The 21,067-nt window shown below is 71.2% G+C and carries 16 protein-coding genes; 8 read left to right on the forward strand and 8 right to left on the reverse strand.

Features of this window, described 5'->3' with window-relative positions:
- The first annotated feature begins 229 nt into the window (after positions 1-229).
- Positions 230-1,273, forward strand: coding sequence for a DUF2510 domain-containing protein (locus tag ACFY16_RS17190; RefSeq protein WP_390647942.1), 1,044 nt, complete (start codon positions 230-232; stop codon positions 1,271-1,273).
- A 153-nt stretch (positions 1,274-1,426) separates the two neighbouring features.
- On the opposite strand, the gene ACFY16_RS17195 is transcribed toward ACFY16_RS17190, so the two are convergent.
- Complete coding sequence (locus tag ACFY16_RS17195; RefSeq protein ID WP_390647943.1) at positions 1,427-2,041, reverse strand: TetR/AcrR family transcriptional regulator C-terminal ligand-binding domain-containing protein; 615 nt, start codon at positions 2,039-2,041, stop codon at positions 1,427-1,429.
- 224 nt (positions 2,042-2,265) lie between these two features.
- On the opposite strand from ACFY16_RS17195, the gene ACFY16_RS17200 reads away from it, so the two are divergent.
- Together ACFY16_RS17200 and ACFY16_RS17205 are read left to right on the forward strand one after the other, a co-directional pair.
- The gene (locus ACFY16_RS17200; protein ID WP_390647944.1) at positions 2,266-3,063 is read left to right on the forward strand and encodes a phosphatase PAP2 family protein; all 798 of its coding nucleotides are present in this window, start codon (positions 2,266-2,268) and stop codon (positions 3,061-3,063) included.
- A complete protein-coding gene (locus ACFY16_RS17205) occupies positions 3,060-4,013 on the forward strand; it encodes a hypothetical protein (RefSeq protein ID WP_390647945.1) in 954 nt (317 codons plus the stop codon). The genes ACFY16_RS17200 and ACFY16_RS17205 overlap by 4 nt, the downstream gene beginning before the upstream one ends.
- 277 nt (positions 4,014-4,290) lie before the next feature.
- Here the strand turns inward: ACFY16_RS17205 and ACFY16_RS17210 are convergent, their stop codons facing one another.
- Complete coding sequence (locus ACFY16_RS17210; RefSeq protein ID WP_390647946.1) at positions 4,291-5,127, reverse strand: phospholipid scramblase-related protein; 837 nt, start codon at positions 5,125-5,127, stop codon at positions 4,291-4,293.
- A gap of 76 nt (positions 5,128-5,203) precedes the next feature.
- A complete protein-coding gene (locus ACFY16_RS17215; RefSeq protein ID WP_390647947.1) occupies positions 5,204-7,258 on the reverse strand; it encodes a phosphocholine-specific phospholipase C in 2,055 nt (684 codons plus the stop codon).
- Between the two features lie 660 nt (positions 7,259-7,918).
- Between ACFY16_RS17215 and ACFY16_RS17220 the strand changes: the two genes are divergently transcribed.
- Positions 7,919-8,380: a cyclic nucleotide-binding domain-containing protein gene (locus tag ACFY16_RS17220; protein WP_390647948.1), complete on the forward strand. Its 462-nt coding sequence runs from the start codon at positions 7,919-7,921 to the stop codon at positions 8,378-8,380.
- 157 nt (positions 8,381-8,537) lie between these two features.
- On the opposite strand, the gene ACFY16_RS17225 is transcribed toward ACFY16_RS17220, so the two are convergent.
- The 3 genes from ACFY16_RS17225 to ACFY16_RS17235 all read right to left on the reverse strand — a co-directional run bounded on the left by ACFY16_RS17225 (position 8,538) and on the right by ACFY16_RS17235 (position 11,744).
- Positions 8,538-9,140, reverse strand: a complete 603-nt coding sequence (locus ACFY16_RS17225; protein WP_390647949.1) for a hypothetical protein — start codon at positions 9,138-9,140, stop codon at positions 8,538-8,540.
- Between the two features lie 45 nt (positions 9,141-9,185).
- Entirely contained in the window at positions 9,186-9,890 is a 705-nt protein-coding gene (locus tag ACFY16_RS17230; RefSeq protein ID WP_390647950.1) for a CBS domain-containing protein, read from the reverse strand.
- Positions 9,891-10,025: 135 nt separating this feature from the next.
- Positions 10,026-11,744 carry a GAF domain-containing protein gene (locus ACFY16_RS17235; protein ID WP_390647951.1) on the reverse strand — a complete coding sequence of 573 codons (1,719 nt, stop codon included), beginning with the start codon at positions 11,742-11,744 and terminating at the stop codon, positions 10,026-10,028.
- Between the two features lie 426 nt (positions 11,745-12,170).
- Here ACFY16_RS17235 and ACFY16_RS17240 point away from each other — a divergent pair, with 426 nt between their 5' ends.
- Positions 12,171-12,893, forward strand: a complete 723-nt coding sequence (locus ACFY16_RS17240; protein WP_390647952.1) for a response regulator — start codon at positions 12,171-12,173, stop codon at positions 12,891-12,893.
- A 399-nt stretch (positions 12,894-13,292) separates the two neighbouring features.
- Here the strand turns inward: ACFY16_RS17240 and ACFY16_RS17245 are convergent, their stop codons facing one another.
- Positions 13,293-14,231, reverse strand: a complete 939-nt coding sequence (locus ACFY16_RS17245) for a pyridoxamine 5'-phosphate oxidase (protein WP_390647953.1) — start codon at positions 14,229-14,231, stop codon at positions 13,293-13,295.
- Positions 14,228-14,866, reverse strand: coding sequence for a hemerythrin domain-containing protein (locus ACFY16_RS17250; RefSeq protein ID WP_390647954.1), 639 nt, complete (start codon positions 14,864-14,866; stop codon positions 14,228-14,230). The genes ACFY16_RS17245 and ACFY16_RS17250 overlap by 4 nt, the downstream gene beginning before the upstream one ends.
- Positions 14,867-15,056: 190 nt before the next feature.
- On the opposite strand from ACFY16_RS17250, the gene ACFY16_RS17255 reads away from it, so the two are divergent.
- The 3 genes from ACFY16_RS17255 (at position 15,057) to ACFY16_RS17265 (ending at position 21,059) form a co-directional block, all read left to right on the forward strand.
- On the forward strand, positions 15,057-18,401 hold the full coding sequence (locus ACFY16_RS17255; RefSeq protein ID WP_390647955.1) for a BTAD domain-containing putative transcriptional regulator: 3,345 nt from the start codon (positions 15,057-15,059) through the stop codon (positions 18,399-18,401).
- A 613-nt stretch (positions 18,402-19,014) separates the two neighbouring features.
- On the forward strand, positions 19,015-20,490 hold the full coding sequence (locus tag ACFY16_RS17260; RefSeq protein ID WP_390647956.1) for a MarR family transcriptional regulator: 1,476 nt from the start codon (positions 19,015-19,017) through the stop codon (positions 20,488-20,490).
- Positions 20,487-21,059: a helix-turn-helix domain-containing protein gene (locus ACFY16_RS17265; RefSeq protein ID WP_382095688.1), complete on the forward strand. Its 573-nt coding sequence runs from the start codon at positions 20,487-20,489 to the stop codon at positions 21,057-21,059. Before ACFY16_RS17260 ends, ACFY16_RS17265 begins: the two co-directional genes overlap by 4 nt.
- Positions 21,060-21,067 lie beyond the last annotated feature (8 nt).

Here is a 21,067-nt window from a genome sequence, read left to right on the forward strand (position 1 = left end):
CGCGGAAGGCCTGCGCGGGGCGCATCGAGCGTCAACGTCGGTTGCCAGGCGACGGATTGACGGCGGGATCACGCCAGTGGGGCGGGGTCCCCGGGGGACGCGGGGTCACCGGCTTCCCCGCCTCCGTCCGCGCCTCGTCCCCGCCTGCGTCCGCGCCGGAGCGGCCCCCGCCGAACCGAAGGCGGGGTCCTCTCATCCCCCTTTCACCGACGCCTCATACGGTGGGGCCATGACGCAGGTGACTCCTCCCGGGTGGTACCCCGACCCCGGGCAGAAAAGTGACGGTCCCGCCACCGAGCGCTGGTGGGACGGCAAGACGTGGACGGACCAGACCCGCCCCGCGGGAGAGGCCGCCGTATGGGGTCCCCCGACGCAGCCGGTGGCCGACGGGGCATACCCGGATGCTCCGCCCTATCCGGCGTATCCCGCCCAGCCTCCGGCGGGCGGACAGCGGCGAGGGCTGCGCACCGGCATAGCCGTCGCCGTCGCCGTCGCGGTGCTCGCGAGCATCGGTGTCGGCGTGTACGCGCTGACCAAGGACGACGGCGGCGGCAGCGACAACGGCGCTCAGCAGGGCCAGGGCGCGCCCGGCGGGCAGAACGGCTCCGGCGGCCAGGGCGGCCCCTTCGGCGAGTCGGGCGGCCAGGGCGGTCAGGGCGGCCCTGGTGGTTCCGGCGGCACCGGTGGTTCCGGCGGCACCGGCGGCCAGTCGCCGGCGCCCGACCAGTCCGAGGCACCGAAGATCGAGAGCGGCTCGGTGACCGACGCGGTGAGCGGGATCAGCATCCCCATCCCGGACGACTGGTACGGCCAGGAGATCAGCGTGGGCGCGCAGGTCACGTCGAACGACTCCTACGACTGCCCCGGCGACACCTCCAAGTCCTGCACCAAGGGCGGCGCCTACTCGGCGCCCGCTCTGGCGCTGGGCACCAGCGGCTCCACGGCCGAGGCGGTCGCCAAGGCGGACATCTCCGCGAACGCCGAGGAGTCCTACGGCGGCACCACCTACGGCAAGATCACCTCTCACCAGGTGCTGGCCTCCAAGGCGGTGACGGTGGCCGGCCAGAAGGGCTACCTGGTCCGCTGGAAGGCGGTCACGAGCAAGGGCGCCGACGGCTACGTCGAGTCGCTGGCGTTCCCCTCCCCGGCGAACTCCTCGCAGATCGTCGTGGTCCGCTTCGGCATCGACGCCGACCAGAAGGTGTCGGTGATCGACGAGATCACCAAGGGCATCAAGGTGTCGACCGGAAGCGGCAGCGGCCAGGACGTCTGACGCTGATCGGCCCCGAAACGCCAGTCGGCCGGGTGGGGCGCCTCTCCGCTCAAGAGGAACCCCACCCGGCCGGGGGGTGCGCGCCGCCCCCGTCCCCACGGTGCGGCGCGAGCAGGTCACCGTCCAGTCATCCCGTGGACGGCGGCCTGGGTCTCAGGTGAGGCCGAGTGCCGGCAGCACCGCGGCCTCCACGAAACGGACGAGGTAGTCCGAGTCGGCGTACTCGCCCGTCAGGATGGGGCGCACGCGCAGGATGCCGAACATCATGGCGGGCACGTACTCCAGCGCCGGCTGGTCGGCGGCGACCTCGCCGCGCTCCACAGCGCGCCGGAGGATCTCGTGGAGCGCACAGACCTCCGGCTCGACGAGCGCCTCGCGCAGCGCCTGCTGGAGCTCCCTGTCCTGCGTGACCGCGTGGGCGAGCGCCTGGAGCAGCTTGGTGTCCTTGCCCGACCAGTCGCCCGCGGCCCGCGCCACCTCGCGCAGGTCGTCGGCGAGCGATCCGGTGTCGATGCCGACGAAGCGTACCTGGCGGTTGGCACGCAGCGCCGCGGCCACGAACTGGGGCTTGGTCTTCCACTGACGGTAGAGCGTGGACTTGCTGCACCGGGTGCTCGTGGCTACGCCGTCCATGGTGAGGGAGTCGTAGCCGCACTCGCGGATCTGTTCCAGTACGGCGTCGAAGAACTCCTGCTCGCGCTCGGGCGTGAGCTTGGAGCGGCGCGAGGCGACGACCGTCTCCGGTCCGTCCGCGGCCTGCGACGTCATCGGCACTTCTCCTCGCTGGTGTCCGGCGGGCCCCCCGAGGGCCCCACTCAAGTGTGTCGCATGTCAATCGATACGCCAGTGTACCGGTACTCGAACGTATCGGTACACTGACGTATCGGTACGACGCCGTATCGATGCCATGTACAGATCCGCGTACGCAGAAAGACGAGCCCGAAGCTCGCCCGCACCAGCACACGCACCACCGTCAGCAAAGGGGCCGGGGGATGAATGCCCGAACCGAGCCTGCAGAGGCGGAGCCCGACGCGATAGCGCGGCCACCGCTCGTCCGTGAGCTCCTGCTCGTCGCAGGACTCTTCCTCGTCTACAAGTTCGGCCGGCAACTGGCGACGGGTCACACCGGCGAGGCCTTCCACAACGCACACCGCGTGTGGGACCTGGAACGAGCGGTCCACCTGCCCGGCGAGGGCTCAGTGCAGGCCGTACTGCTGCACGGCGACACCCTGGTGCACATCGCCAACACCTACTACGCGACCGTCCACTTCCCCATCACCGTGGGCTTCCTCGTCTGGCTCTACCTGCGCCGCCCCACCCACTACGTCTGGGCCCGCCGGATCCTGGCCGCGCTCACCACGGCGGCCCTGGTGCTGCATCTCACGTTCCCGCTCGCCCCGCCGCGAATGCTCGCGGTGACGGGCCTCGTCGACACCGCGCAGCTGTACGGGCCGTCGGTGTACGGGCCACCGGAGAGCGACCATCTGTCGAACCAGTTCGCCGCGATGCCGTCACTGCACTTCGGCTGGGCGCTGATGGTGGCCATCGGCCTGATCGCCGCGACCCGGTCCCGGTGGCGCTGGCTGTGGCTGCTGCATCCGCTGGTGACCCTGCTGGTGATCGTCGGCACGGCGAACCACTACTGGCTGGACGCGATCGCAGCCGGTGCCCTGCTCGGCCTCGCGCTCGCGGTGATCCACCTGCCGCACCGCACCGTCACGACCGCCGGACGCGCCCACGACGACCTCGCACCGGCCGAGGAGCCCGTACTGGCGGGGGCGGCCCGATGAGCGCCACCCTGGTCTCCGTCGTCCTCTCCCTGTTCTCCTCCGTCGCCTACGCGGCCGCGGCCGTCGCACAGGAACGTCTGGCCTCCCGTTCCTCCGGTTCGGGCACGCTCGGGCTGCTGGGCAGCGGCGCGTGGTGGAGCTCGGTGGGACTGAACGCCTCCGGCGCCCTGCTGCACGTCGTGGCCCTGAAATACGGCCCCCTCACCGTGGTGCAGCCGCTCGGTGCGCTCACCCTGGTCGCGGCGGTGCCGTTGGGGGCCCGCATCGCGGGACGCCGGGTCAGCGCGACCGAATGGCGGGGCACCGCCTACACCCTGGCCGGACTGAGCGCGATCCTGGTCACCGCGTCGGGCTCCGCACCCGACGAGGTGCTGAGCGTGCCCGAGGCGCTGACGGTCGCCGCGGCGACGGCAGCGGTCATCGGCCTGCTGTCACGGCCGGGCGCACGACCCGGTCTGCGTCACGCGGCCGCCTCCGGTTTCGCCTCCGGAGTCGCCTCGGCGCTCACACAGACCGTGACGGTGGCCGCGACCGACCGCTCGGGCCCGGTGCTCAGCGTGCAGGTGATCGGAGTGGCACTGCTCGTCGCAGCCTTCGCCACGGGCGGGCTGCTGCTGTCACAGACCGCCTACCGGGGCGGACTGGGCGCGCCGCTGGCGGTCGTGACGCTGGCGAATCCGATGGCCGCCGCGGCGATCGGCCTCGTACTGCTGGGCGAACGCCTGCAGGGCGGCGCGGCGGGAGTGCTGCTCGCGCTCGCGGGAGCGGGACTGGCATCGTGGGGCGTCGTGCTGCTCTCACGCACCGCACCGGATCGGCCCGAACTGCCCGATCCGCTGGAGGAGGAGCACCCCGTGGCCGCGGTACTGGCCCTGAAGTCGGAAACGGCGTCGACCGAACCGGCGTTGATGCCCCGGCAGTCGGATCCGGGGCATCTGACTCCGCTGTGAGGGCGTGAGTGGGCGAGTGCGCATGCGGGGATCCGGGATGCCGTACACACGCGTGGATGCGGTGTACGGGATACCGGAAACCAGGTGAATACGGTGTACAGGACACCGGATACCGCCCGCGTACGGCATGCGGGATACCGGATACCACCCGCGTACGACATGCGGGATACCGCATACCTCGCGCGCACCGCATACGAGATACCGGCCACCTCGCGCCTACGGTATGCAGGATCCCCCCTCCTGGCCCGCCCACCTGAGCCGTCCCCCGTCACCGGCGTCAGCCCAGGCCCCGCGAGTCCTGCTTCAGGGCCGTGTCCACGGTCAGGGCCGTCGCCACCACGAGGCTCAGCAGCGGCTCGGGCAGCTGGTAGTGGATCTGCAGGACGTAGTTGTCCGCGGTCGTGAACAGGGTCTTGGCGAGGCCTTCCCAGGTCTTGGTGATCCGGGCGACCTCGTTGTCCGCGTGGTCGACGATCGCGAAGTTCCATGCCCGCCAGTTCTCCGCCTTGATGGCACCGACCTTCTGGCCGTTGGCGTTGATGGCGAAGTTGATCTTCCCGAAGACGTTCTGCTGGACGATCTCGCCGACCGGCTGACCGCCCGGGCGCTCCACGATCACCCGCGACTTGAATATCTTGCGCGGGCGCGTGAGCAGCAGGACGGGCTGGCCGTAGGCGTCGCGGATCTCCAGCTTGTGCGTGAGGAACTGGTCGATGCTGGCGACGAAGCGCAGGATCTTCTTCAGCGCGCTCTGGCCGACCTGGACGACCGAGCCGAGCGAGTTGCCGTTCTGATCCATGACCTTGTACTCGTTGGTCAGCTCGATCAGCTTGGCCTTCTGGTTCACCACCAGGACCGGCTCGGAGAACAGCGTGCCGCCGCCGGCGCCGCTCGGGGCGACGCCGGCTTCCTGCCGGACCTGCTGCTGCACGCGCGGGTCGGGACCTGCCTGCTGCTGCGGCACCTGCTGTGCCGCCTGGGCGTTGCCCGCACCCTGCTGCTGGTCGGGGTTGGTGTGCTGGGTCCACTGCACGCCGTCCCAGTAACGGAGCGTCTGGGGCGCCCCGTGCGGATCGGGATACCAGCCTGCAGGAGTGTTCGATTGCGTGGTCACCGGGGCACACTATCGCGCGCGCACGGGGACCTGGCCAGTCCCCAGGATGCGCTGTTCATCGCCCTTTTACACCTTGTTACCCGGTGACGATGGCGGGGTCGCTGACGCCGGGCCGGCCGTTCTCGACATGTCCGGCAAACCGTCGCAGGTAGGTCGCGTCGGCGGCGGAGGTGACGGTGAGGTCGTACCAACGCCCGCTCGCCGTCAGGTCGACGGTGTGCCGGACGGTGGCGCCGGGCCGCACTCGGACGGTTCGCGCGCGGCCGCCGTAGCCGTTCGCCACTTTCAGTTCCACTGTGGCGGAGCCGTTGTTGGTGAGGGTCAGTTCGATGTCGTCGCCGCTGTGCCGCGCGGTGACCTCGGGGCCGGCCGTCGCCTTGCCGGGGCCCTTGAAGGCGCGCAGGAAGCCGTTCGGGCCGTGCACGGTCAGGTCGTACGAGCCGCCGGAGTACGTGGTGTTCCAGGTGTCGGAGAGGGACTTGCCGGCCTCGGTGGTGTAGGTCCAGGGTCCGTCCGTGCGGTTGCCGGCAGTGACGAGGAAGGCCGCGCCGGCGTGGGCGCCGGAGGTGAAAGTGAGCGTGAACTTCCCGGTGGCCGGGTCCGCCGAACCGTCCACCACCGGAACGTACCCGAGCGGTCGGGTGGGCCGTGAGCCTCGCTCCTGCCGGGGCAGGACGGGGTGGGTGGGCGGGGTGGGCACGTAGTCGGGGTGGCGGTCGCCGTCCGGGGGCCGGTAGCCGTCGGTGTCCGGGAGGGCGACCGGCTTGGTGTCCGTGCGGGAGAAGTCGAACGCGGAGGTGAGGTCGCCGCAGATGGCGCGCCGCCAGGGCGAGATGTTCGGCTCGTGCACGCCGAAGCGGCGTTCCACGAACCGGATGATCGAGGTGTGGTCGAGGGTTTCGGAGCAGACGTAACCTCCCTTGCTCCAGGGGGAGATGACGAGCATCGGCACGCGCTGGCCAAGGCCGTAGGGGCCGGCGACGTGACCGCTGTCGCCCTTGAACAGGTCGGGACCTACGTCGACGGTGGACTTGCCCTGTGTGGCGGAGGCCGGCGGGAACGGCGGAATCAGGTGGTCGAAGAAGCCGTCGTTCTCGTCGTAGGTGATGAACAGGGCCGTCTTCGCCCAGACGGCCGGGTCCGCGGTGAGCGCGTCCAGGACCTGGGCGACGTACCAGGCACCATAGTTGGCGGGCCAGTTGGGGTGTTCGGTGAACGCCTCGGGGGCGACGATCCAGGAGACCTGCGGCAGTTTGCCGCCCTTCACGTCGGCCGTGAGCTGGTCGAAGAAACCCTGGCCCGTGCGGGCGTCGGTGCCGGTGCGGGCCTTGTCGTAGAGGGGGTCGCCGGGCTTGGCGTCGCGGTACTGGTTGAAGTAGAGGAGCGAGTTGTCGCCGTAGTTGCCGCGGTAGGCGTCGGGGATCCAGCCCCAGCTGCCGGCCGCGTCGAGGCCGTCGCCGACGTCCTGGTAGATCTTCCAGGAGACGCCGGCCTGCTCGAGGCGCTCGGGGTAGGTCGTCCAGCCGTAGCCGTTCTCGTCGTTGCCGAGGACGGGGCCGCCGCCCTGGCCGTCGTTGCCGGTGTAGCCGGTCCACATGTAGTAACGGTTGGGGTCGGTGGAGCCGATGAAGGAGCAGTGGTAGGCGTCGCAGATGGTGAAGGCGTCGGCGAGCGCGTAGTGGAACGGGATGTCGTCGCGGGTCAGGTAGGCCATCGTGGTCGCCGACTTCGCGGGCACCCACTTGTCGTACTTGCCCGCGTTGAAGGCGGCGTGTCCGTCGTTCCAGCCGTGCGGGAGGTCCTGGAGGAACGCCAGCCCGAGGTCGTCGGCGTCGGGATGGAAGGGCAGGATGTCCTTGGTGCCGTCGGACTGGTGCCAGACCGGCCTGCCGGGCGTGGGCGACGCCGGGCGCGGGTCGCCGAAGCCGCGGACGCCGCGCAGCGAGCCGAAGTAGTGGTCGAAGGAGCGGTTCTCCTGCATCAGGACGACGATGTGCTCGACGTCCTGGATCGACCCCGTTCGGTGGTTGGCCGGGAGCGCGGCGGCACGCTCGATGCTGTTCGACAGTGCCGTGAACGCCGTGGTGGCTCCCGCGAGTTGGAGGAAGCGGCGCCGGTTGACCTCGGACATGGGTGAGGGACCCTTCTCGTCGTGGCGTGCGCGACTGGCCGGAACGTGACGGAATGTGCGCGCAAGGAGTGTTCCAAGGGCATCGAACGGCAAGGAAGGGTCCGATGGCGTCGATGTGAAAGTCATCGGTACGTGAGGTGTGCGGTGCGCCAGGACCTGGCCAAGGCACTCCCCCGGCACGGGCTTCACCGGCTGCAGTCCGGCCGCGGCCGTCGGCAGCACCCCCTTGTTCGGGCACCGGCCCGGCGAACCTCGGCACCATCGTTCCGCCCGGCCGGAGCCGGACCGTCACCGACCCTCCGGCGACGCCGGGCCCGGACCAGCACTGCGGGCCCTTGCACGCACCTGATGCTGAAGAAGCTGGAGCTCGGGGTGTGGCGCCGGGCCTGCCAGTAGATCACCCGGACCCGTCCGTCCTGGAGGCCGCCGTAGCCGCTGTGGCCGCCGTCCAGGACGCGGAGCGGGGAGAAGCGGTCGTCGCCCACGTCCGGCCCCGACCGGGGGTCACGGCCGATCCGGCAGCGTCGCGACGTGGCCACCCCGGCCGCGATGCCGTCGCCAGGTGGGCCGAAGGGCCCGGGGTCGGGCCCGAGCGGCCCGTGGTGCCGAACCCGCAGGAGGCACACGCTGGGATCAGGCATCACGAAGGGAGCCGGTGCGATGACCTCCGCCACCACCACCATGAACGCGGCGCTCCCCGCCGAGCACCGCGAACAGCTGATGCGGGTCGCCCGCGAGGTCTCCTTCGAGGCCGGCACCCGCCTGTTCGAGGAGGGCCGGCGCGCCGACCGCTTCTGGATCGTCCGAACCGGCACCGTCGCCCTCGACCTGCACGTGCCCGGCCGCCGCCCCGTGGTCATCGAGTCGCTCGGTCAGGGCGAACTGGTCGGCTGGTCCTGGCACTTCCCGCCGCACGTCTGGCACCTGGGCGCCGATGCGATGAGCCCGGTGCGGGCCTGGGAGTTCGACGCCGGGACGGTCCGGGCGATGTGCGCCGAAGACCCCGAGTTCGGCCGGGCGATCGCGGTCTGGGTCGGGCGCGTGGTCGCCCAACGGCTGCACGCCTCCCGGATCCGGCTGCTCGACCTGTACGCCCCCTACGGCAGCGGTGGCCTGTCGTGACCACCCGCCACCGTGAGGAGGACAGCGGGCGGAGCGGCCCGCACCGGTGAACGACGTGCTGACGCGGGCCGTCGGAACAACCCGGCGGCCCGGGTTCCTACGGGCTCCGGGCTCCCGCTCGGGCGCCGCGGCGCTCAGCCCCGGCCCCCGCTGGCGCTCAGCCCCGGCCCCCGCTGAAGTTCTCCCACCCGGGCCCGACGCGCTTCCACTCCTCGTCCCATTCGGCCAGGCGCCGGCGCACGAGCCCGGTGCGGACCAGCCATCCGCCGGCCCAGACCGTCGCGCCGGTCAGCGAGGCGACGAGGATGCCGGTCAGGGCCGCCTGCAGGGTCGCCTCCGCCGTACTGGCGGGCTGGGCGACCACCCGGCCGGTCGGGTCGGTCCACACCGTGAGTCGGGTTCCGGCCGGGGCACCCGGGACGACCGTCGCCCGGCCCTGGTGCACCGAGCCGTCCGCGTCCGTCCAGCGCACCGTGGCCCACACCCTGCCGTCGTCGTATCCGGTCCCGGCGGGCGGGGTCCTCGCCGCGTCGTCCGTGAGTACGGCGGACACGGCGTGCACCTGGGCCCGCCGCGCGGCGAAGGCCGAGTCCACGGCCTGTGCTGCCGTCAGACCCGCGAACGCTCCGCCGACGAGGACCAGGATCCAGGTCCCGAGCACGATCCAGGCCTCGACGACGTCGCTGTGCCGTCTGAGGGGATTGCGCCGCCAACGCCACAGCCGCACACGTGCCACGGTCGTGGGAGGTGTCTTCCGCATCGGTCGCCCGCCTCCTCTCGCGCGAGCACATGCCCTCGGCCGCCGTCAGACGGAGGCCCTCGGTTTCTTCGGGGCCTGCAGGCCGTCGCCGAGGTCCGGGTGGCGGCGCCGGCCGGCCAGCGCGCATCGCACGTCGACCACGCCCGGTACCGACCGCGCCAACAGGACCGCGATCGGTACGAGCACGGTGTCGTGGACCCGGCCGGAGAGCGTGACCACTCCATCGTGCACCTCGACCCGGACCGGCGCCGCCCGCGTGCCGAAGAGCCGTACGCCGACCTCACGGCCGACGTCCTCGGCGATGTCCTCGTCGTCCCGCAGGAACACCTTCAAGAGATCGGACCGGCTGACGATGCCCTTCAGGACCCCATCAGGGCCGACGACCGGCAGCCGCTTGACCCTGTTGCGGGCCATGATGCGCGCGGCGTGGGCGAGGGTGGCGTCGGGCGCCACAGTGACGGCCGGAGCGGTCATCAACTCCTCGGCGGTCACGCCATCCGCCTTGCGGAGCTCGGCGAGGTCCCTCAGCTGTCCGTACCGGCCCACGTCGACCTCGCGATACTCCTCCTTGGGCAGCAGATCGGCCTCGGAGACGACACCGACGACGCGTTCGCCGTCGTCCAGCACCGGCAGCGCGCTCACGCGCCACTCCTGCATGGTCTGCACGATGTGCTTGAAGGCCACTCCTGTACGCAGGGCGACGACCGTGCCGGTCATCACGTCGTTCACGACGGTCGGGGTGCCGTGCATGGCGTCCTCCAGGGCTCTCGGATGCCGTCTACGACACCTTCAGCCTGCGGCCGCGAACGCGGTCGCGACATGGGCCGAGTGGCCTGTCCCGGGGGCCGATACGCCACGCTCGCGCCACCCGACCGGTTCGAACGCCTACGTCGCGGGCAGCGGAACCCGCCACTCCAGCAGGGCGCCGCCGCCGTCGGGGCTGGACACCCGAAGGTGGCCGCCCAGCTGTTCCGCCCGCTCGGCCATGTTGCGCAGCCCGCTGCGGCGGCCCTCGGGCGCGATGCCCACGCCGTTGTCCGAGACCGTCAGGGACACCTCATGACCGTCGGTTGTCAGGACGACCTGCGCCCGGCCGGCATGGGCGTGCCGGGCGATGTTGGTGAGCGCCTCGGAGAGCACGGCCACGACGTGGTCGGCGATCTCGCGCGGCACGTCGGTGTCGACCAGGCCCTCCATGCGCACGCTGGGCGCGAAGCCCAGCGCCGGGGCGGCCCCGCCGACCACACGCACGACTCCGGCCCGCAGTCCGCTCCCGGCGGCACCCTCGCGTGCCCGCAGCCCGAAGATCGTCGACCTGATGATCTTGATGGTTTCGTCCAGGTCGTCGACGGCCCGCAGCACCCGCTCGGAAGCCTCCGGGTGCTCGATGAAGCGGCCCGCGCTCTGCAGTGTCATCCCGGTGGCGAACAGTCGCTGGATGGCCAGGTCGTGCAGGTCGCGGGCGATCCGGTCGCGGTCCTGGAGCACGGCGATCTGCTCGGCGTCCTGTCGGCGTTCGGCCAGTTCCATCGCGATCGCGGCCTGCGCGGCGAAGCCCTGCAGCATCTCGGTCTCCTTTTCCGAGAACACCGGCCGCCCGGCCTCGCGCGCCAGCAGGACCACGCCCCTGGTGCCGCCCTCTCCCGTGCCGATGGGGACGGCGACGGCGGGGCCGAGTCCGTCGAAGCGCGGGGGTTCCGGGGAGATCCGCGTGTCGTGGATGACGTCGTCGCTGGCCACCGGAGCGGCGGCAGTATAGGCCAGTCCCATCAGGCTCGCCTGCACGGGCAGCACCAGCCCCCGGTGTGCCTCGGCATCCACGCCGACGGCGATCTCCACGGTGAGCGACTCGGTGTCCTCCATCGGCATCGCGACCGCCGCCAGAGCCGAGCCCGCGATTTCCCGGGCCCGTTCGGCGATCAGGCCCAGGGCCTCGGCGCGTGCGCTGCCCGACATCAGGCGGTGGGTGATTTCCGCGTTCGCCCGCAGCCAGCGCTCGCGCAGCCGGGAGTCCTCGTACAGGCGGGCGTTGTCGATGGCCACGCCGGCGGCCACGGCCAGCGTGGCCAGCACCGACTCGTCCTCGTCGTCGAACTGGGCGCCGCCGCGTTTCTCGGTCAGGTACAGGTTGCCGAAGACCTGGTCGCGGACCCTGATCGGGACGCCTAGGAAGCTGTTCATCGGCGGGTGGTTCGGCGGGAAGCCGTACGAGGCCGGGTGCTCGGAGATCTTCGCCAGCCGTAGCGGCTCCGGGTGACGGATCAACTCGCCGAGGATGCCGTGCCCTTTCGGGAAGGGGCCGATCTCGGCGATCTCGGCCTCGGTCACGCCCACCGTGTAGAAGGCGGACAGCCGTGTGCCGTCGGGTCCGATGACTCCGAGGGCCGCGTATTCCGCGTCCACGAGCGCCGCGGCCGCGTCCACGATGGAGTGCAGGGCCTGCTCCAGGTCCAGCTCACGGCCGACGGCGAGCACCGCCTCCAGCAGGCTGTGGACCCGGTCGCGGGTACCCCGGGCCGCGTCGAGCCGGGCCTGCAGCTCCTCCAGCAACTCGTCGAGCTTGAGCTGCGGCAGTCGTACGCGGGGCTCTTCGGGGCTTGCCACCACGCTCCTCCAGATCCCTTCGGCGGGCAAACCCGGACCGGCTGGGTCCCTCCCACGGTATCCGTCCTCGGCGAGGGCTGGTACGACATCGCGGTCGGCGCCGGCCCCCGCCGCTCTCGAAGCCGGTCGACCCACCTCAGGGGGACCGAGAGCACCTCCCCCGCCGGCCTGTCCCGTCGGACGCCGGAGCCGTACGAGACCGCAGAGCCGAGGAGAGGCGGGGGCCGACCGGCCTCCGGAACAAGGTCCTCGACGGCGGCCGCGGGGGCGGGGGCGGGGGCGGGGGCGGGGGCGGTTCGACCTGGCGGACGAGGACCACGGATCGAGTGGGGCCGGTCGGCCCTAGTGCGTCCGGTGCAGAAGAGGTGAGGATCGGCCTCATGGACAGCCCGTAGTCTGTCCTTACCCGGGAACGGAAGGGTCGTCATGGCCGAGACACGCACCTTCACGGAACAGGATCCGATCCGCGTGTTCCTGCTGGACGACCACGAAGTCGTACGACGCGGACTGACCGACCTGCTCGACGCCGAACCGGACATCCACGTGGTCGGTGACGCGGACACCGCCGAGCACGCCCTCGTCCGCGGCCCCGCCCTGCGCCCGCACGTCGCCGTGCTCGACGTACGCCTCCCCGACGGCGACGGCATCTCGGTCTGCCGTGAGCTCCGCAGCCGGATGCCGGAGCTGGCCTGTCTGATGCTGACCTCGTTCGACGACGAGGACGCCCTGCTGGACGCCATCATGGCCGGGGCCTCCGGGTACGTCCTGAAGCAGATCAAGGGCTCCGACCTCGTCTCGGCCGTGCGTACCGTCGCCTCGGGCCAGTCGATGCTGGACCCTGCGACGACCGCCCGCCTCATGCGCTCCCTGCGGGCCGGCCCCGCCGAGGCCGCCGCGCTGCCGCCCGAGCTGGCGAGCCTGTCGCCGCGTGAACGGGACATCCTCGCCCTGATCGGCGACGGTCTGACCAACCGCGAGATCGGCAAGAAGCTCTACCTGTCCGAGAAGACCGTCAAGAACCACATCTCCCGCCTGCTGGCGAAGCTGGGCGTGCAGCGCCGGGTCCAGGCGGCAGTCCTCGCCTCCCACCTCGAGCAACACGGCTTCGGAGCGAATCCGGCGCGACAGCACAGCCAGCGGTGCTCGTGACGTCGGACATGATCGCGACATCGCCGAGTACATCCGGGTCAAGCGCGCCGAGTTCGGCGCGATCGTGGTCGACGCCGGCGGCGGCAGCGCCCGCATCTTCCACGAGGCCGTCACCGAAGCGACCTGCTGCTCGTGCCGGTCGCCCCCACCAAGATCGAGCGCCGCAAACTCGTGGCCACCTTCGACGAGGGCGAGCGCGCCGCCGCACGCAACGAGCACGGCGTCACCGCCCACGTCGTCATGGTCAAGGCCGACGACCGCACCAGCCTGCCCAGTCGGGCCAAGGACCAGCTCCGTCGCGGTCCTGGCCGATGCCCTCGGGGGCGTGGCGGCTGGGCTCGGGGGTCGGCAGCGCACCGCCGAGTGGCGGAGTCAGCCGCCGCGCCCGTTGTTGCTCCGTCAGCTGCCCACTCCCTTCGGCTTGGGCGTGGCCAGTGCCCGAAACGCCTCCCACTGCACGGGAGGCCGTGGCAGGCCACGCCGTTGCAAATAGCGTGCGGTGGCCCGCTTCGTTCGGCGCAGCACGCGCAATGCGTCGAGGGCGCGTCCGGAGCCCATGGGTTCCACCACCGTGCCGGGCACCAACAGCCAGCCTTCCCCGTCCTGTCGCAGTTCTCCGCGGACGAGCGTGTTCTCCATGTGGTTGAGCCGTTCGTCGTGCCGGTGCACCAGCAGTGCAGCGGGACCCTCCGTCACGCCGCAGTCAGAGGGCACCCCCACCGCGAAGCCCGCATCCGTCGCCACAGGCCGGGTCCGGGCGAGGACAGGTGCTCCCGTCTTGTCGCATGCCGCCAGCACCGCCGTCGGATAGCGGCCGAGCTGCGTGGCCCCGAGCAGAAGCGAAGCGGGCCCTTCTCCGTTGGCGGGCTGCGACGGGGGCAGGGACGCCAATGGAGGGCGCACGACGACCTGTTCCGGAGTGACCGTGATGAGCAGGCGCAGGTAGTACCACTCCATCAGCCGTCTCACGCCGGGGGCGAGGTAGGAGCGACTGTGCGGCTGCCGCTCGAACAGCATCCGCCAGTAGTCCTCAGCGCCTTCGGGCCCCGTCATGATGTCGTCCGGGCATACGGCCCGACCGCCGACGTAGATCTGGGGTGGATGGTCGAGACCGCTGCCGGTGGGGTCGGAGTAGAGCAGGGCCACGCGCCCGTCACGGCGCACGTTCAACGCCTTCTGCGCGAACGCGAGGGACGTGGTCAGCAAGAGCGTTCCGTCGGCCCGGCGTCGAACTACCGCCGGCCAAACCACCGGTGCGCCGTCGCGGGCGAGCGTCACGAACTCGCAGGTCCGATAGGCGTCCAGGACGTCGAGGGAGGCGGCATCGAGCACGGTCACCGGCGCGCCTCCTCGAGCAGCCCCCCACGCACGGCACGGCACCAGTTGGCGTACTGGCGTCGACCGACGATCTTCCACAGCAGACGGCCGAGAAGCGGTGCCCTGCCGAGGAAGTAGGCGCGTTCCTCCGCCGTTGCGTCCTCGAGGATCGCGCCGAGTGCCAGCAGCACCTTGTTCTTGGGCAGCCCGTCCATACCGCGTTGGCCGACCAGGTCCCACTCGGCGACGGTCAGATGCTCGGCGACCAGAGGCAGTGCCAACCGCTCCTCGTCGTCGAGGTGCTCGACCAGCGCCGTCCGGTGCTCGGTCAGGGCGAGGGCCAGTTCCTCACGGGCGATGTGGTTCGCCTCCCGCCGCCACGCGGGGAGCCATTCGGCGACGGCAGCCAGGGTCAGGTCGATGCGCTGGTGTTGCTTCTCCATCCGGTCGACCAGCCCGCCGTCCGCGCTCCGGGCATGCAGCAGGGGCCAGACCAACTCGTCCTCGAGGGAATGGTGATGATGCAGCCCCATCACGTAGTCGTCCAGGTGGGCCGCTATCTGCGCCGCGCGTGTCGTGTCGCCGTCCGGCACGGCCCGTACCAGACGGGGTGCCAGCGCCGACTCGCGTCGGAAGACCCGATGGACGACCACCATCTCGTGTGTATAGGGGGGAAAACTACTGCGAGACACGCCTGGTCACTCCAAGAATGAGGCACCGGTAAGAAGTCGCCACTGTTTCGCAGCCGACTTGGCGTCCGCTTGGGACCGTACTTGCGAAGCCGTTGACCAGCATGTTTAGCGTGTGTTCACGGTCTGTGACACCACTGGGGTAGATTCGCGTGGCGTGCTGCGAATTCGAGTCCTGGGTTCTCTGGGCGCCGTTGTCGGGGGGAAACCGGTCGAACTGGGGGCCCCGCGGCAGCGGACCGTTCTCGCGCTGCTGGTCGCTGCCCGCCAGCAGGTGGTGTCCGTCGACCGTATGGCCGACGCGCTGTGGCGCGGTGTGCCCCCGGCCAAGGCCGTCGTGTCTCTGCACGCCTATGTGTCAAACCTGCGCCGCCTGCTGGAGCCGGATCGGCTTCCACGTACTCCCGCGACCGTCCTGGTCACCTCCCCTCCGGGCTACGCTCTGCGGCTGCCTCCCGAGGCCGTGGACGCCTGGCAATTCGAGGCCCAGGTGGCCCGAGCCCGCAGCGCCCCGCCGGACAACGCACGCCAACTGCTCACGGAAGCGCTCGGATGGTGGCAGGGACCACCCTTCCTCGAGCACAGTGACGAGTCGTGGGCCACGTCGGAGGTGGCCCGGCTGACGGAACTGTGCGCGCAGGCCCGGGAGCTGTCCGTCGCGGCCGACCTGCGCACCGGCCACGCGGCCGAGGCGGTGCTGGCGGCCGAAGTCCTGGTGCGGCAGAGCCCGTTGCGAGAGGAGGGTTGGCGGCTGCTCGCTCTCGCCCAGTGGGCCGGCGGCCGCCAGGCCGACGCCCTGTCCACTCTGCGCCGCGCCACCGCGATTCTGCGGGAGGAACTCGGTTGCGATCCCGGGCCGGCCCTGGCCGAACTCGAACACGCCGTGCTCGCCCAGCGGCTGGACGTGCTGCGCGCTGCCGGACCGGAAACGGCACTCGCGATCGCCGTCCCGGGAACCGCTCCCGTTGATGCGCGGGAGGCCGACGGCCGCCTCTTCGTCGGCAGGGAAGCCGAAGTGAGTGCCGTGGAGGCCGCCGCACGGGAGGCCCGTCGCGCGGGCGGCGTGGTCCTGGTCACCGGCGAGCCCGGAGGGGGCAAGTCCGCACTGCTCGACCATCTCGTCGGGCGGCTGGGGGCGACAGGGTGGACGGTGGTGATCGGGCGCTGCCCCGAGTACGACGGGGCGCCGCCGGCGTGGTCCTGGGTTGAGGCACTGGAAGCTCTCGCCCGTTTCGTGCCACCGCCGCACCCCGAGGAGCTTGCCGTCCTGCTGCACGAGTCGGAGGCCGTGGCCGCCATGACACGCGACGAGGCCACCGCGGGACGCTTTCGAATGCACCGTGCCTTCGCCGCCTGGCTGCGGACCGCGGCTGCCGGACAACCGCTGGCCATCCTCCTGGAGGATCTGCACCGTGCCGACAGCGAGACGCTGGCGCTCCTGGAGGCGGCCGCGCAGATCACCGGCGTTCCTCTCCTCATCGTCGCCAGTTACCGTCCGGCCGAGGTGGGCGAAGAGCTCGGCAAGACCCTCGCCCACCTCGCACCCGGCGCCCCGCGACGCATCGCGCTCGGCGGCCTCTCGCCCCAGGACGTCGCGACCGTGGTCACCGCTGTCTGCGGCGAAACCGTCGACGAGACCACGGTGACGGCACTCGCCGAACGCACCGGCGGCAACCCCTTCTACGTCCTGGAGAGTGCCCGCCTGCTGGTCAGCGAGGGCGCTCTGGTGGCCGTGTCGGAAGTCCCTCAGGGCGTACGAGATGTGCTGCGCAGGCGTCTGGCGCTGCTGCCGGCCGAAGCCCGCTCATCTGTGCAGTTGGCTGCCGTCGCGGGGCTGGAGGCCGAAGTCGCCCTCCTGGTCGACGCGGCCGACGCCGACGAGGACACGGTGCTGGAAGGGCTCGACGCCGCGGTGGCCGCGGATCTGCTGACCGAGCCCGCTGTGGGACAGGTCCGCTTCGTGCACGCGCTGGTCCACAACACCGTCTACACCGATCTGTCCGGGGTGCGGCGGGCCCGACTGCACAACCGCATCGCGCAAGGACTGCGGCGCCACCGCCCGCACGATCTCGCGGCCCTCGCGTTCCATTTCGCCCGCTCAGGCAGAACCGCCGACGCGCCCCTGGCCATCGACTATGCGCTGCGGGCGGCCGAGCTCGCCGAGCGGCGGTATGCCCACGACATGGCCATCGAGCTGATCGAGCAGGCCGTCGAGGCGCACCAGGCGTCCGCGGCCTACCACGACGCCGACCCGCAGGACACTGTGGCTCTCCTGGTACGCCTGTTGGGGGCACAGGTGCGGGCCGGAGCGACGGACGCCGCCCGGCACACCCGGCAGCGGGCGGTCGACCTCGCGGTACGGGCAGGCCGGGACGACCTGGTCGCCGCGGTCTACGGCGCCTGGACGGAGCCCTCGCCCTGGCGCAGCCGGCTGGAGGGTCTCTTCGACCGCGCCGGCCTGGCCCGTCTGGAACGGCTCGCCGACGACCGCACCCTCGACGGCCCCACTCGCGCCCGGGTCCTCCAGGTCCTCGTCGACGCCCTGGCTGCCGAGCAGGCACCCCGCGCCTTGGAGGCGGCGAACACGCAACTGGCGCTGGCCCGAGCCGAGGGAGAACCGCGCCTGCTGGCCTCGGCGTTGATGACGTCCGCCAAGCTACTGCCTCATGAGGCACAGGGTACCGTCCGAACGCCGCTCGTCGCGGAACTGCGGCAGCTGGCGCAGACGCACGACCTCCCGGCCTACCTCTGGGTGTGCGAGCACCTCGACGGCATGACCGCCGCGACCCGCAACGATCCCGCCGGGCTGCGCCGGCATAATGCCGTCGGACTGGAACTGGCACGCCGCTACCGCATGCTGTGGGCACAGGCCATCGCCGCCGCGACCTCGGCCATGCTGGCCACGGTTTCCGGCCGCTTCGACGAGGCAGAGGCCCGATACGCCGCAGCCGATGGGCTGTTTCAACGCGTCGGGGCGCACCATGCCACGGGCTCGCGCCTGCTGGGGATGATCACCATTCGCCTCGCTCAGGACCGTACCGCCGACCTCGAGTCGGTCGTCCGCGACCTGTACGAGGCGATCGGCACCCCCGTCGCGGTGGCCCAGGCCCTCGTCCTGGCTCGCCTGGGACGGCTGGACGAAGCGGCGGCGGTGCCCTTGTCACCGCGACCGGTGACGGACCACCTCTACGGTGTGGAGTTGGACTACCGCTGCGAAGTGGCCGTACTGCTCCGGGACACGGACGCGGCGGTCATGCTGATCGAGCATCTGTTGCCCATCCGCGACCAGTTCGCCGGGACGGCCGGCGCGGCTTACGCGACCCGCCCGCTCGCCCACGCCCTCGCCGACCTGTACCGGCTCCTCGGGGAGGATCAGGCCGCGGCCGACAACTACGCACTGGCCGAACGCGTCGCGCTCGCCTGGGACTCGCCGCACCGCGTCGCCGAGGCACGCCGGGCATCCGCGCGCCTGGCCGCGGAACGGAAGCCTGGACGTACGTGATGAACTGGATCGCGGGACTGACCGAACAGCGCTCTGACCAGCCTCTTTGCGGAAGTCCTTCCGTCTGACAGAAGCCGTCTTGCGGAGCCACCGCCAGCGTCAGGACGCTGACTCCGACCACGGCACGCGGGGCGACGGCGCCCCGCCGACAGGGACGGGAACTGCCATGCCGCACATGACCGCTTTTGCCAGGAACCAGTGGTACAGCTAGCGCATCTTTCTGACCTGCGCTTGTGTGGGGGCGATGAGGCTGTGACCTGCTAGGACGGGTTGCAGAGGCGATCGGAGGCAGTCAGAGGAAACCGCTCTGATTCGACCCCGGTTCGACCCGGGTCGCTCGGAGGCAGTCAGAGGCATCAGCCCCTGAAACTGGCCTGTGAGGGACCTGAGTTGTCCGGTGTGGATCAGGCGTGAGCGACTCTGGCGGTGCTCTGATTCGATCTCGGTCGAGCTGCGATGGGGACGCCTGCCTCCGCTCGGGGCCGGGCTTACGAGGGTTTCCAGGACGGCCATTCTGGAGACCTTGCTGGCGCCGATGGAGGTCGGTTCCGGACACCACCCGTGGTTTTAGCGGGCCTGGGTGGCGTCCACGTCTTTGCGAGACGACCCCACCGTGACAGACAGCACACATCATGCCCTCTCTCAACGAAACTCCACCGAATTCCGCGGACCTCTCAGCCCCGTCCAGCTTCCGTCGGCCGCGACCGATCTCATTCTGCTCGGAGACCTCACCGGCCGCTACGCCACCGGCAGTTACAGCAGGCTCGCCTCCGACGGCCGAAGTCTGGTCCTGCGTGAAAACCGCGCGGGCGCTGCCGAGCACGGGCACCGGATCACCGCGGCCATCGCCTGCCACGTGGCCCGTGCCGGTGGCACCGTCGACCAGCTGACGCAGCTCCTGCTGCACCCGGAGCATGAGGGCGGCAGGCACGCCCGGAGCATCGCGCTGCGTTCCGGGCAGTCGCGTGCCTTGGGCTACATCCGCCGGGTGTGGGCCAGTGCTTCGGAAGCGGTCAGCACCACCAGGCTTCTCAGGTCCCGGCACGAGGTATACGAGGTTCTCGCGGCGCTGCGCGACCGTATCGAGACGACGCCCTGGCGCGGGGAGCGGGGACGTACCGCGCTGCGGGTGCTGCGGGCGCATCTGAACTTCGCCGAGATCGCGGGCGGCCCGCTGCACCACGCTAGCGAACGGCAGACCGCCGAAGAGGCAGGCATCTCCCGCACGACGCTGCGGGCCGTCTACGAGAAGGTCCTCAAGCCGCAGGGCTGGCTGCGCCGGCTGCGGGTCGGCCACGGTCACGAAGGCTCGATCTGGTACCTGGACGCTCGGCCGTCTCGTTTCCGGACCACTCAGTACCCCCCCGACCCGGCACTTGAGGAGTGGCCCACCCCTGAGACGGCCACGACGGCCGACATCGACTCCACCGTCCTCGGCCAACTCATGGGCCACGACGCCTTCGCCCACCACGGCCTCGGCAGCGCCGCCCTCATGATCATCAGCGCCCTGCACCAGCACCCCAACCAGACCGTTGCCGAACTCGTCGGTACGTCCTCGGTCTCCCGCGCCACCACCTACCGGACCCTGAAACGCCTCGCCGACCACGGCCTCATCCAGCACACCGGGGAGACCTGGACCCTCGCACCACGTGCCCTGGAGGGCTTCGGCATCCGCCTCCCGAACACCGACAACGACCACACCGCAACGCCGGCACAGGGCTGGACCAAGGTCGCCGAGCAACACGGCACCTGGGGCATCGCGGCCCGGCGCAAGGCCCTTCACACGGCGGAGCGGGCGGCCTACCAGGAGGCACTGGACCGGCTTGCGGAGCACCGCAGCAGGGCTCTCGTGATCGTCCGCGACGGCCGTCAGGTCCTGGTACCCGTGCCACGCCCGGACGAGATCCCGCCCGCGTGGCACGCCCCGGACGGGCGGGTCCTCGACCCGGCCACAGGACGTCCGGCCGCCGACTGGCGGGTCGCCACCGACGGCCGCCTGATCCTCATCACCCCATCCGACCAGCGCAGTTACGACGAGCTGGCCGCCGCCCATGCCGAAGCCCTCAGCGAATGGGAGTCCGTCGCATGAACCCACATCCCCCGGCCACCTCCGACGCGAGCAAGGCGGTGACACCCCAGGCCCTGCGCACGCAGTACGAGTCCGGTGCCACGGTCGACGAACTCGTCACCACCAGCGGCCTGTCCTACGGCACCGTCCTCAACCGACTGCACGACGCCGGGACCGTCATGCGCACCTCCTGGCAGACCCGCCGGATCCGGCAGAACCCACAAGCCCGACAACGACTCGCGGCCCACCTGCGCACCCTGTACGAGCAGCACGGCGCAACCCTCACCGAACTCGCCGCGGCAGCGGGAGAGACGAGGCGTGCTGCCCGGCGCCTGCTGATCGAGGCCGGCGGCACCGTGCGCACCACCCAGCAGACCGTACGCACGCGCGCCGCAGCGCGGGCCGCCGAACGGTACAAGGTCGCGCTGTCCCTGCGCGCACGGTACGAGGCCGGTGCCACGGTGCCGGAACTCGCCCGGGAGCACAGCTACTCCGTCGCCACCGTCTATCGGCTCCTGCACCAAGCAGGCACCCGGATGCGGCCCCAGCACACCCACGGACCGGCCCACGACCCGAGGAAGCGGCCATGAGCCACCAC

The sequence above is a fragment of the Streptomyces sp. NPDC001315 genome (genome assembly GCF_042896175.1).
Lineage (GTDB): Bacteria > Actinomycetota > Actinomycetes > Streptomycetales > Streptomycetaceae > Streptomyces.